Origin of the sequence: Leptolyngbya sp. FACHB-1624 (assembly GCF_047649235.1) — a bacterium.
Lineage (GTDB): Bacteria > Cyanobacteriota > Cyanobacteriia > Leptolyngbyales > Leptolyngbyaceae > Leptolyngbya > Leptolyngbya boryana.
Genome location: NZ_CP180258.1, coordinates 5,858,464 through 5,869,978 on the forward strand (window position 1 = coordinate 5,858,464; position 11,515 = coordinate 5,869,978).

Here is an 11,515-nt window from a genome sequence, read left to right on the forward strand (position 1 = left end):
CAACTCCGGAGCAAACTGCCATTGCCTTCTAGAATAGGATGTGGTTTTTTGCAACAAGGGCACGATCGATGCGGCTATCTCAGATGCTATTTGTAACACTGCGCGAAGATCCGGCGGAAGCCGAGATTCCCAGTCATAAGCTTTTGGTACGAGCAGGGTATATCCGGCGGATTGGCAGCGGCATCTATTCGTATTTGCCTTTAATGTGGCGGGTGTTACAGAAGATCTCGCAGATTGTGCGGGAGGAAATGAATGCAGCAGGCGCACAAGAATGCCTGTTACCGCAGTTGCAGCCGTCGGAATTGTGGAAAGAGTCGGGGCGTTGGGATACATATACCAAGGCTGAAGGAATTATGTTCGCGCTCATCGATCGTCAAGATCGTGAAGTGGGCTTGGGACCGACCCATGAGGAAGTTATTACGACGATCGCACGCGATATGATTCGTTCCTATCGTCAATTGCCTCAAAATCTTTATCAGATTCAAACTAAGTTCCGTGATGAGATTCGTCCTCGATTTGGGTTAATGCGGGGGCGCGAATTCATTATGAAAGATGCCTACTCATTTGACGCAGATGAGGCAGGGATGAAAGTGACGTATCAGAAAATGCACACGGCTTACTGCAAGATTCTGACTAGAACAGGCTTGAAGTTTCGGGCAGTTGATGCGGATTCAGGCGCGATCGGGGGTTCTGGGTCACAAGAATTTATGGTGCTTGCAGAAGCCGGAGAAGACGAAGTTCTCTACACCGAAGATGGGAAATATGCAGCAAACGTGGAAAAAGCGATCGCGCTTCCGCCAGATGTTGTGACCTCTCCTTTTTCCAGTTATGAGAAACGCGAAACGCCAGGAACAGACACGATCGAAAAGGTTTGCAAGTTTCTAAAATGCTCCCCTACGAATGTTGTTAAAAATGTTCTCTATCAAGCCGTATTTGATAGTGGCATCACTGCATTGGTCTTAGTTCACATGCGCGGTGATCAAGATGTCAATGATGTGAAACTGCAAAATGAACTGACCAAACTTGCTGATCAGTTTGGCGGCAAAACTGTGATTTCGCTGACGGTTCCCGACGCGGAAGCTCAACAGAAGTGGGCAGCAAAATCTTTGCCATTGGGATATATCTCACCCGCGATCGCGGATGATTACATCAAGGCCAGTAAAGAGATTGCATCGAAATTTGTTCGATTCGTGGATCAAACGGTGACAGATTTAGAAAATTTTGTCACAGGTGCAGATGAATCTGGCTATCACGTTGTCGGCGCAAACTGGGGGAAAGAATTCCAGAAACCTGCTTTAGTGGTCGATGTGCGGAAGGCGAAAGCAGGCGATCGCGCAGTTCACGATCCATCTCAAACGCTGCAAACCGCTAGAGGTATTGAAATCGGGCATATTTTTCAACTTGGAACGAAGTACTCGCAGGCGATGAATGCGACCTACACCAACGAGCAAGGGGAGGAAATGCCTTTAGTGATGGGTTGTTATGGGATTGGGGTTTCGCGATTAGCGCAAGCTGCGGTGGAGCAGTCCTATGACAAAGATGGCATTATTTTTCCGGTTGCGATCGCGCCTTATCACGCGGTCGTTGTGATTCCCAATGTCAATGATGCGGATCAAGTCAGCGCTGCTGAGAAGCTATATGCAGAATTGAATCAGGCAGGCGTTGAGACATTGTTAGACGATCGCAATGAGCGGGCAGGCGTGAAGTTTAAGGATTCTGAACTAATTGGAATTCCATATCGAATTGTCACCGGGAAATCTTTGAAAGATGGCAAGGTCGAAGTCGTACAACGGGCGACTAAGGCGGTGCAGGAACTTGCACTCGATCAGGTTGTGCCAACTCTGAAGCAATGGGTGACAGAAGCGCTGCATTCATAATTTTGAGCAAATTTTGAGCAGCAAGTTCTCAGTTAAATGGGTAAAGTTCAAATTTTTCGTGGGATTAACGTGAATTCGGGATAAGAGATTTCGCTCTTGTGCCGATGTGAATGGAATTCACGCCTAAACGTTAACGAACTGACGTTGGAATTAGGTTTCGACTTCGCTCAACCCACGAAAAATTTTTGTTCTTGCGCGTTTGCGTTGAGCTTTGTCGAAGGCTTGACGAAACGGAGTGAACTGGACTAAAGAGGCAACCGCGATGCACATTCGATTGTTTGAAGAACGAGACGCTGAACAGATTGCACAACTGTTTCATGACACGATTCGAGAAATTAATCGTCGTGATTATTCGCCGTCTCAAGTCGCAGCCTGGGCACCGGATGACATCTACTTCAGAGATTGGGTTGCAGTCTGCTCACAGCGAATCACTTATGTTGCTGATGATCACGGTGTGATTGCTGGCTTTGGTGAACTCGAATCGAATGGTCATATTGGCTGTTTCTACTGCCACAAAAACTATCAACGCTGTGGAGTAGGAAAGCAAATTTATCAAGAAATTGAGGCAAAAGCGATCGCACTAAATCTTACACAACTCGTCACAGAAGCCAGCATCACAGCAAGACCTTTCTTTGAAAAAATGGGGTTTTCAGTTGTGAGAGAACAAGAAGTCTATTGTCGAGGTGAGCAATTCAAGAATTACGTGATGCAAAAATTACTCTGAATCCATGGAATTTTTCACAATTTTGCTTTCTAGCTTGCTTGGATTAGTCTCTCCAGCAGGTGTCGTCGTCGATCGCATTGCAGAATCTCAAATCCGCAAGCAACTCGTCAGCGCAGACCAGCTTCAAGTCCGAGTGGACAATGCGCCCAATTATCAAATTGCTCAAGGAAGAATCGATCGCATTCTCATCGCAGGTCGCGGAATTGTACCTGTAAAAGGAGTGCGACTTGAACGATTTGAACTGGAAACCGATGCGATCGCACTTAACCTGAAACGCCGCCAACTGATGCAACCGCTTCAGGCTGGAATTCGAGTGAGTCTCACTCAGGAAGATCTCAATCGCGCCTTGCAATCTCCACAGGTGACTGCTCGACTTAAAAATTTGAGTCTTCAATTGCTAACGCGATCGCAAGCCCGACAAGCTGAGCGTTACGATTTTCTCAATCCTCAAATCACGCTTTTGCCACAAAATCGCGCTCGATTTGCAATCGAACTTCAAGAGCAAGGTGATCCCGCTAAATTAAAAATCGTCGCAGAGGCTCAACCGCAAATTATTTCAGGTCGATCGCTACAACTGAATGATTTGAGAATCTGGGCAAATGGTCAAGAAAGTCCAAAGCAAATCACTGAAGCGATCGCCAATTTGATTCGCGATCGTCTCGATCTGCGGCGATTGGAAGCGTCCAATACAACCGCTCGAATTTTAACTTTGGTACTCAATCCCTCCAACTTAGAGATTGCGGCTTTTGTACAAATCCGACCCGACGTAAGGAAACAATAACGGTTTGTGTCAAACATCCGAAATTGCGCTAAACATAGCTGTAGAACTTCTACAATCTGTCAGGACTCAGACCTGGCAATTTCTGCCCTAGTTGAGGACTTCTCACATGCAAGAGCATCCGCGCCGTTTTCCACTCGGAATCGTAGTTGGATTATCCACGCTGGTTGTTGCGACCGGTAGTGCAACTGCATTTTTCACTTGGCAACAAGCCCAGAAACAAGCACCCACTCCTGTTGCTGTAGAGCAGCCTCAGACCCAAGATCCCCGAACCGCTGCGTCTGTCCCATCAGTTTCGCAAAATCAAATTAAGCCGCAAGCCCCAACGACTGAAAAAACAGCGCAGGTCTTCTGGCTCAAAGATAGTGCAACCGATATGGAACTCGTTCCAGTTGCCATCAAAGTGAAATCTGACGATCGCCAAGAAGTTTTACTCACAGCTGCGGTGAATAACCTTCTGAACAATCCGCCGACTCAAGATTTAATGACTGGCATCCCCCAAGGAACCCAGCTTCGCAGTCTCAAGGTCAAGGCAGATTCGATCTATGTCGATCTGACCAGACCGTTTACTGCAGGTGGGGGCAGTTTGTCGATGACGGGTCGCTTGGCTCAAATTCTCTATACGACAACTAGCCTTAACCCAAAAGCAAAGGTCTTCTTATCGGTTGAAGGAAAGCCTTTAACAGTTTTAGGGGGAGAAGGGCTAATCGTTGAGCAACCCTTGACGCGAGCGCAGTTTGAACAAGACACAGGCACGAAGCAGGAATAAATCCTACCGACGACTGGCTAAGCTGAAGGCTCGGAAATACTGAGCTTGCTGTTCAATCCGAGTCGCTAAGCGATCGCAGACCAGATTACATAACTCGAAAATCAGATCGTCTTCGACGCTGTAATATGCCAGCGTCCCTTTCGATCGCCGAGTTAAGATTCCCGCTTGCAGCATCACCTTGAGATGCTTAGAAACATTAGCTTGACTCGTATCAGTCGCTTCAACGAGATCCTGAACGCATTTTTCGCCATCTCGTAGTAAATTGAGAATGCGAAGACGCATCGGTTCACCTAACACACTAAAATAATCAGAAACTTGCTGCACGACTTCAGGTGGTACAGGTTGTGCGGGAGATTTCATGTCAATTTGACAACGGAATGACTTGATCCCAGATTCTAGCCAGTCATAATGCTCTATAGCAATAGAGTCATCTGAGCCTTACGTAATTTTGGCGAAAACTTCATAAAAACCTCGGCATCTATAGAGATGACATGTCGTAATTTCACGCAGAGTAGCTTTCAACCTGATGCAAATAGACTTGGAAGTCAGAAAGTGCGACATAGCAATTTAATCGAATGCTTTTGAATCGATTGGAGCGCTTAATAAAGGGCGGGAAGTTCTCGATCGCAGATCTACCAAGCAATTCAAAACTCCGTCTCTGGGCGTAGAAATTAAAAAAATCAGCGCACTATTGTAAAAGGGAACTTACCATGCACTTTGGAATTCTTCATAAATAATGTCGCTGTGATAGTATCTGGATGTCTGAGGAGATTATACGGCTGTTTAATCAGCACAATTTCGGTGGTGGAGGAGGAATAAGAGTGCAAAACAATATCCCAATTGGGTATTCCCAGTTTGGTGTATCCCGGAATCAGCCAGAACCTTTGCGGATTGGCGTGATTGGTGTCGGGAATATGGGACAACATCATACCAGGGTGTTAAGTCTGCTGAAAGATGTTGAACTGGTCGGAGTTTCGGACATCAATGTAGAACGCGGGTTGGACACGGCTAGCAAGTATCGTGTCCGATTTTTTGAGGACTACCATGATTTGTTGAATCATGTCGATGCGGTTTGTATTGCCGTACCAACACGGTTGCATCATGGGGTCGGAATGGCGGCTCTGAAGGCAGGGGTTCATGTTTTAATTGAAAAGCCGATTGCAGCAAGTATTGCCGAAGCAGAATCGCTTGTGAATGCGGCAGCAGAATGTCAGTGTATTCTGCAGGTTGGACATATTGAGCGATTTAACCCCGCGTTTCAAGAACTCAGTAAGGTTCTGAAAACTGAAGAGGTTTTGGCGCTCGAAGCTCATCGGATGAGTCCTTATAGCGATCGTGCAAATGATGTATCGGTTGTCTTGGATCTGATGATTCACGACATTGATTTGCTGTTGGAACTGGCAAATTCTAAGGTCGTGAAATTGACCGCAAGTGGTGGGCGTGCCTCGAATTCAGGTCAGTTGGATTATGTGACAGCGACGTTGGGCTTTGCCAATGGCATTGTAGCAACACTGACCGCGAGTAAGGTGACCCATCGGAAGATTCGACAAATTTCAGCCCACTGTAAGAATTCACTGACGGAAGCAGATTTTCTCAATAATGAGATTCTGATTCACCGTCAAACGACCTCGAATTACAAGACGGATTATGGACAGGTCTTATATTGCCAGGACGGTCTAATTGAGAAAGTGAAAACGAGCAATATCGAGCCGCTTCATGCTGAATTGGAGCACTTTGTCCAGTGTGTCCGGGGTGGTATGGCTCCCTCAGTTGGCGGAATTCAGGCATTGAAGGCACTTAGACTGGCGAGTTTGATTGAGCAGATGGCACTCGATGGTAAAGTGTGGCATTCTTCGCCAGACTCAAAGGTAATTGAACTCGATACTGCCGCGATCGCGGTTTGAGGGAGACATAAAATTTGCGCCGATCCAGACAAATCCAGATCGGCGCAGGGATTGTAAAAATTAATAGGTTTAAGAGGGTTAGAAGTGTTTAACCCTCTTTTGTTTGTTTTGTAGAATGTTTTGTGAGATTCAGTTTGCTGCACCGTGATGCACAGTCTTCACCCACTTCAGCCGCTTCTGACGGATGGACATTCTCAATGTTGCAGTTGAGACAATGACAAACCAGTGCAACATATAAACCGCACCTCGTAATCCTTGAAAGATCTGAGTCAAGATTGAGATATCATCTTGACTTTTCAGTTTTTGAACTCGACGCAATCCACCAATCGCACTAAATAAGAACAAGAACAGCGTCATCGCAGAAATCGGACTCGTCAGCATCATCCGATGGCGCAAAACCGCCATGAGAAAATCGGGAATGGCTGCAGTTGGCATCACATATTGCAGCATCCAAAACATCGCGAGATCGATTGTTTTGCGACTGCCCATGCGATTGCGTAAAATCAGTCGCCAGTAATCGAGATAGCGTTGATAGCCGCCTTCTGCCCAGCGATTTCGCTGATGCCAAAGCGCGATCGCGTTTGTCACGCCTTCTTCGTAAACGGCTGGCTCTGTCACGACTTCAATATCCCAGCCGCTCAAATGCAATCGGAATGTCAAATCCAAATCGTCTGTGATTGTTTCTTCGTTCCACCCCCCACAGTCGAGCAAAGCTTCTCGACGAACGAGTTGTCCATTTCCGCGCAGTTCACCTAATCCTCCGATCGCGGCTCTCTGCTGCTGAATAAACGCATCCAATGCCATTTCTGCCATTTGTCCTTGGATCCAGAAATTCTCCGCCTCGTTGGAGTGAAATTGCGGTTCAGCCTGAATGATCGCTTTTCTCACTTGGATCGCGCCGATATCTCCTCGCTCAAAAACGGGGATAACTCGACGCAAGAAATCTGGCTCGACTTGAGCATCGGCATCAAACACGACTAAGAATTCACCCGAAGTGAGTGGAAAAACTTGATTTAATGCGCCAGATTTTCCGCCACTTGAGTTTTCAGGACGATTGAAAACTTTCAGTTGGGGATATTGAGTCGTTAAATGGTCGAGCACTTCAGGCGTTTTATCAGTGCTGTTATCGTCAATTACCCAAACTTCGTAGCGATCGCGCGGATAATTCAACTCACACAGCATTTTGACCAAGCGCCCGATCACAGCTTCCTCATTCTTTGCCGCAACCATCAGCGAAACTGTAGGAAATAGATCATCATCTTCAAGAGGCTTTGCGAAGGCATTTGGGCGGGCAAGCATCAAGCGCATTGCATGAATACTCATTAGGGTCGTCACGCCCAACACAAACCAGTAACCCCAGGTCACTAAGTGCAGCGCGATCGTGCCACTCCAAATGGCAGCAAAGACAATCGCTGCTTTTTTCCTACGTCCTTGAAAACCGCGAAACGTATCCGGCTCTTTAGACCCGTTGGGTTCTTCGGGCAGTTCTGATAACAGTGCTGCCAGCGATTCAAGCTCGTTTTCTTGCCAAGAATTCTCCGACATAGGTTGTGATGTCTAACACCCAATAAAGTGAAGTTGAAAATTCAGGTTACTTTAATTTCTGTAACCTTTTCTTCAACTTTCGTACTCTGACAGCTTACCTTGCGATCGCCGAATTTCAGCGTTTTCTTCTAGGGGTTCGTGATTCGGATTACCCGACTCGCTTCGGAGCCGCGACGGTAAGTTCCAGAGATTCGGCACGCAGGGCAAGCCAGGGCTGAGTTCTGATCATGTGAGCAAATGGGCTAGATGCTGGAATATCGAGTCGAGCAGAAATCAGTGATAAATTGGCGATCGCTTCGCTCTCAAACCTTGCAAGCTGTTCCAGACTGGAATAAGTTCCGAATTGTCCCCGCTGTCGCCAAAGATTGAACTGCCAGGTTGGCGTGAAATCGCACAGAATGCGATCGCCTTGTTTGACCATTGCACCTCCGTTCGATTGCCAGACAAATTGTGCTTCTTCTTTCGGCAAACCCCAAATCTTATGTCCTCCTGCGATTGAATTCAAATCATCAACATAAATATGCGAAATCCAAGCTCCGATATTTCCGCCTTGGCGAACTAAAGCGGGTACAACAATGAGTTCTCCATACGTCAAAGTTGAGCCAGGTTCATATTTTCCGAGCACAATGCCGCCGATCGTTTTTCCAGGTAAGACTTGAACAATTTCGAGATCAGTTGGGATGCATTTTTCTGCTTGGACAACATCAACTAGATGCAGCGTCAAAAAGCCGTAACCTTTGAGAATCCAAGGGGCAAGGGGATAATTCATATGAGATCTCCAGAGTTTCTTCCAAAATGTAGAGATGTTTTATCAGCAAGAAATCTAGATTAGTGAGGAATTAAATTTAAAAAAGCTATGTCTGAGCGATCGCGAACTGAAGAGAATATTTTTGCGGAATTTACAAAGCTAGTTTTGGCAACTCAACTCGATGAATTCAGAAAAATAGCAGTTTCGATGAGAACGAATCTAGGTAAGCTCTTTCAAGGCGAAATCAATGACGTTTCAATTCAGGCGCGCGATTTTGTTAAAGATGAAATTCAAGTCCAAGAATTGGAAGTCAAGACGGATCAAATTTCAATTGATCCGCTCAGTATGTTATTAGGAAAAATCCGATTAAGTGAGCCAATTGATAGTGAAATCCGGCTAACTCTCTCTGAACAAGATCTGAATCAAAATATGAATTCAGAGTATGGAAAGTCTTTATTAAAACCCATTGAATTAACCGTCGATCGCGAAATTATTACCCTTGAATTATTGCCTCCCTCGGCGATTCGCCTCTTAAGTGATAATAAGCTGCGGTTTACGGGAACTGTAGAGATTAAGCGTGCGAAGCAACCGCAGACCTTAGCATTCACCTGCATTATTTGCCCACGTGCTGAGACAAGTCCTGTTCGATTAGAGACATTCTGTTGTACCCCAAATGCTGGGCAATCTATTCCCTTTATGATTGCACTTCTGCAATGGATGGAATCAATTCTCAATCGGCCCTACTATGAAATCGAAGGCATTGCATTTCGATGTAAAGCATTAGAAATTAAAAATAAAGTCTTAACAACTGAGCTTGAAATTCACGCGCGAAAAGTTCCCGATTTGTAATTAAAATCACACCCATTTTCTCTCGATTTCGCCTTATCAATTTTCATAACGTTTGTGATTCCTAGCACATCTTCTGGGAACCTTAACAAGGAACGTGTATAAGACGGAATTGGGTGATGAGCCAAGCTCAAGACGTTGAAGTAACGCTCTTCTTTCAGAAGGGGTTATATCTCAATAAACAGAAAGCCTACGAAGCCGCGATCGCGAGCTATGAAGCCGCACTAAATATAAAGCCTGACTATCCGGATGCTTGGTACAACCGGGGCAACTCGCTTTACCATTTAGGACGATTCGAGCAAGCGATCGACAGCTACTCTCAAGCGATTGAATACCAACCGGGTTTCCCTGAAGCCTGGAACAATCGCGGCAATGCTTTAGATGAATTAGGACGCTATCAAGAAGCGATCTATAGTTACGACAATGCGATCAAGTACCGCGCTGATTATCACTGGGCGTGGTACAACCGAGGCATTTCGCTTCGGAACATGGAGCGTTATGAAGAAGCGGTCAATAGCTACGATCGCGCGATTGAATTCAAGCCGGACTATTACTGGGCTTGGTACAGTCGTGGACTCGCCTTACGAAAACTGGGTCAATTAGAACGAGTCGTAGCCAGCTACGATCGGGCGCTCGAACTCAAACCTGACTTCGAGGAATCCTGGACAAATCGCGGCAACGCACTCTACCACATGGGCAACATTGACGATGCGATCGAAAGCTACGATCGTGCGCTTGCGCTCAAACCAGATTCTGCCACGATCTGGTACAACAAAGCCTGCTGTTACGCACTTCAGGGCAAGTCTGACCTTGCTTATGAACATCTGCGACGTGCAATCGAACTCAATCCTGATGAATATCGCGATTTAGCTCAGAGCAATGCTGACTTTGCTGCATTGCGTCGAGATAATCGATTTCTATCGTTGCTGAGCTTTCGTGCGCCTCGCGAGTCGTAAATTCTGCCCATGCTTCCCTCTGATGAAATTCGGTATCGCAATGCAGGACGATCGCTATCTCTGCTCGGTCGATATGGAAAACAGTATGCGAGATTTGAGCAAATCTTAGCGATCGATCCTGATCATCCGAATGCGCTGTTGTGTCGGGGTTATGCACTAGAAAAGTTAGGTCGCTATGAAGAGGCGATCTCAACTTTTGAACGTGTGATTACACTTCGCCCTCGCATGGCTTTGGCATGGCAAGGACGCGGAATTTCATTAGGTCGAATCGGACAATATGAAGAAGCTTTGACAAGCTTTAATCAAGCCTTGAAATTTACGCCAGATGATTATCGCAGTTGGCAAAATCATGGCAAAACGCTGATGAATTTGTATCGCTACCAAGATGCGATCGCCAGTTTTGATCAAGTCATTGCTTTGAAACCACAAAATTACAAAGCTTGGTACAACCGAGCGATCGCGTTGTCATCTCTCAATGAGCATGAGGCGGCTTTAACGAATTTAGACATTGCACTGAAGATCAAGCCCGTCTCAGACTACATCTGGAATTATCGAGGGCAAGTGCTTGGAAAGTTAAATCGAATCCCGGAAGCGATCGCAAGTTTTGAGAATGCCGTGAAAATTAATTCTCGGAGTGCCAGTGCCTGGTATGGTATGGGTTGTTGCTATGCACTCAAGCGAGATGCAGAAGCAACGATCGAGAATTTAACCCACGCGATCGAGCTTTCAGCTTCAATCTATCGCAACCTTGCTGCTACAGATCCGATTTTCAACTTTTTACACAACCGTTCGCAATTTCAGGCATTGCTAGAAGCTGGAACCAAGGCTTCTTGAACAATGAGCACTGAGCATCGTGCATGGTGCATGACATGATTACTGACACTGCCTAAAAAGAATTCACTTAGTCCTGATCTGCCTCTACGTCCCACCACAATTAGATCCGCGTTCCAAGTTTGCGCGATCTCACAAATAGATGTGCCCGGATCACCGACATGTTGTGTAAATTCACACCGGACTCCAGCCGCAGTTGCAGCGGCATCTCGTGCCCGTAACATGTCCAATCCAGCTTGTTCAACTTGGGAAAAGAGCTGGGCTGAAGATTGAAGTAAAGCCTCATGGTGCATCGGATAGAGACCATCGGGCATTGGATAAACAGGAGTTGGCACACCTTCGTCGATCGGGCTGATAATATGCAGTAACATCAATTCAGCATGATTTGTTTTGGCAAGCTCGACCGCTCTCTCAAATACGGCTTGACTCGAATCAGAGTGATCCAGCGCGACTAAAATCTTGTGGAACATACGATTCTCCTAAATGTTGTAGGCAAAGGCATTGAACTGGCTTTGAAGAGGAGTTGATCAGTCTTTG

Annotated in this window: 12 protein-coding genes; 8 read left to right on the forward strand and 4 right to left on the reverse strand. The window is 46.2% G+C overall.

Features of this window, described 5'->3' with window-relative positions; all coding sequences use genetic code 11:
* Positions 1 to 68 precede the first annotated feature (68 nt).
* The 4 genes from ACMUEV_RS27955 (at position 69) to ACMUEV_RS27970 (ending at position 4,148) form a co-directional block, all read left to right on the forward strand.
* Positions 69 to 1,877 (forward strand): proline--tRNA ligase, encoded by a 1,809-nt coding sequence (locus tag ACMUEV_RS27955; RefSeq protein ID WP_190651566.1) that lies wholly within the window; start codon positions 69 to 71, stop codon positions 1,875 to 1,877.
* A 235-nt stretch (positions 1,878 to 2,112) separates the two neighbouring features.
* Positions 2,113 to 2,601, forward strand: coding sequence for a GNAT family N-acetyltransferase (locus ACMUEV_RS27960; protein WP_268182574.1), 489 nt, complete (start codon positions 2,113 to 2,115; stop codon positions 2,599 to 2,601).
* Between the two features lie 4 nt (positions 2,602 to 2,605).
* A complete protein-coding gene (locus ACMUEV_RS27965; protein ID WP_190651570.1) occupies positions 2,606 to 3,382 on the forward strand; it encodes a DUF2993 domain-containing protein in 777 nt (258 codons plus the stop codon).
* Positions 3,383 to 3,488: 106 nt separating this feature from the next.
* The gene (locus ACMUEV_RS27970; RefSeq protein ID WP_017285887.1) at positions 3,489 to 4,148 is read left to right on the forward strand and encodes a GerMN domain-containing protein; all 660 of its coding nucleotides are present in this window, start codon (positions 3,489 to 3,491) and stop codon (positions 4,146 to 4,148) included.
* A gap of 3 nt (positions 4,149 to 4,151) precedes the next feature.
* On the opposite strand, the gene ACMUEV_RS27975 is transcribed toward ACMUEV_RS27970, so the two are convergent.
* Entirely contained in the window at positions 4,152 to 4,508 is a 357-nt protein-coding gene (locus ACMUEV_RS27975; protein ID WP_017285886.1) for an ArsR/SmtB family transcription factor, read from the reverse strand.
* Between the two features lie 461 nt (positions 4,509 to 4,969).
* On the opposite strand from ACMUEV_RS27975, the gene ACMUEV_RS27980 reads away from it, so the two are divergent.
* Positions 4,970 to 6,052, forward strand: coding sequence for a Gfo/Idh/MocA family protein (locus ACMUEV_RS27980; protein WP_017285885.1), 1,083 nt, complete (start codon positions 4,970 to 4,972; stop codon positions 6,050 to 6,052).
* Between the two features lie 129 nt (positions 6,053 to 6,181).
* Here ACMUEV_RS27980 and ACMUEV_RS27985 read toward each other — a convergent pair whose 3' ends face one another.
* Positions 6,182 to 7,597: a glycosyltransferase gene (locus tag ACMUEV_RS27985; RefSeq protein ID WP_190651571.1), complete on the reverse strand. Its 1,416-nt coding sequence runs from the start codon at positions 7,595 to 7,597 to the stop codon at positions 6,182 to 6,184.
* A gap of 148 nt (positions 7,598 to 7,745) precedes the next feature.
* Positions 7,746 to 8,366, reverse strand: coding sequence for an acetoacetate decarboxylase family protein (locus ACMUEV_RS27990; protein WP_190651573.1), 621 nt, complete (start codon positions 8,364 to 8,366; stop codon positions 7,746 to 7,748).
* An 87-nt stretch (positions 8,367 to 8,453) separates the two neighbouring features.
* On the opposite strand from ACMUEV_RS27990, the gene ACMUEV_RS27995 reads away from it, so the two are divergent.
* The 3 genes from ACMUEV_RS27995 (at position 8,454) to ACMUEV_RS28005 (ending at position 10,981) form a co-directional block, all read left to right on the forward strand.
* On the forward strand, positions 8,454 to 9,194 hold the full coding sequence (locus ACMUEV_RS27995) for a DUF2993 domain-containing protein (RefSeq protein WP_190651575.1): 741 nt from the start codon (positions 8,454 to 8,456) through the stop codon (positions 9,192 to 9,194).
* A gap of 116 nt (positions 9,195 to 9,310) precedes the next feature.
* Positions 9,311 to 10,147, forward strand: coding sequence for a tetratricopeptide repeat protein (locus ACMUEV_RS28000; protein ID WP_190651577.1), 837 nt, complete (start codon positions 9,311 to 9,313; stop codon positions 10,145 to 10,147).
* A 9-nt stretch (positions 10,148 to 10,156) separates the two neighbouring features.
* A complete protein-coding gene (locus tag ACMUEV_RS28005; RefSeq protein WP_017285880.1) occupies positions 10,157 to 10,981 on the forward strand; it encodes a tetratricopeptide repeat protein in 825 nt (274 codons plus the stop codon).
* On the opposite strand, the gene ACMUEV_RS28010 is transcribed toward ACMUEV_RS28005, so the two are convergent.
* Complete coding sequence (locus ACMUEV_RS28010; protein ID WP_017285879.1) at positions 10,945 to 11,448, reverse strand: universal stress protein; 504 nt, start codon at positions 11,446 to 11,448, stop codon at positions 10,945 to 10,947. The two genes, ACMUEV_RS28005 and ACMUEV_RS28010, sit on opposite strands and share 37 nt — an antisense overlap.
* Between the last annotated feature and the right edge of the window lie 67 nt (positions 11,449 to 11,515).

Bases quoted from the DNA above. Each gene is read 5' to 3' on its own strand.
- ACMUEV_RS27955 (WP_190651566.1), top strand. From the start codon at position 69: ATGCGGCTATCTCAGATGCTATTTGTAACACTGCGCGAAGATCCGGCG.
- ACMUEV_RS27965 (WP_190651570.1), top strand. From the start codon at position 2,606: ATGGAATTTTTCACAATTTTGCTTTCTAGCTTGCTTGGATTAGTCTCT.
- ACMUEV_RS27970 (WP_017285887.1), top strand. From the start codon at position 3,489: ATGCAAGAGCATCCGCGCCGTTTTCCACTCGGAATCGTAGTTGGATTA.
- ACMUEV_RS27975 (WP_017285886.1), bottom strand. From the start codon at position 4,508: ATGAAATCTCCCGCACAACCTGTACCACCTGAAGTCGTGCAGCAAGTT.
- ACMUEV_RS27985 (WP_190651571.1), bottom strand. From the start codon at position 7,597: ATGTCGGAGAATTCTTGGCAAGAAAACGAGCTTGAATCGCTGGCAGCA.
- ACMUEV_RS27990 (WP_190651573.1), bottom strand. From the start codon at position 8,366: ATGAATTATCCCCTTGCCCCTTGGATTCTCAAAGGTTACGGCTTTTTG.
- ACMUEV_RS27995 (WP_190651575.1), top strand. From the start codon at position 8,454: ATGTCTGAGCGATCGCGAACTGAAGAGAATATTTTTGCGGAATTTACA.
- ACMUEV_RS28000 (WP_190651577.1), top strand. From the start codon at position 9,311: ATGAGCCAAGCTCAAGACGTTGAAGTAACGCTCTTCTTTCAGAAGGGG.
- ACMUEV_RS28005 (WP_017285880.1), top strand. From the start codon at position 10,157: ATGCTTCCCTCTGATGAAATTCGGTATCGCAATGCAGGACGATCGCTA.
- ACMUEV_RS28010 (WP_017285879.1), bottom strand. From the start codon at position 11,448: ATGTTCCACAAGATTTTAGTCGCGCTGGATCACTCTGATTCGAGTCAA.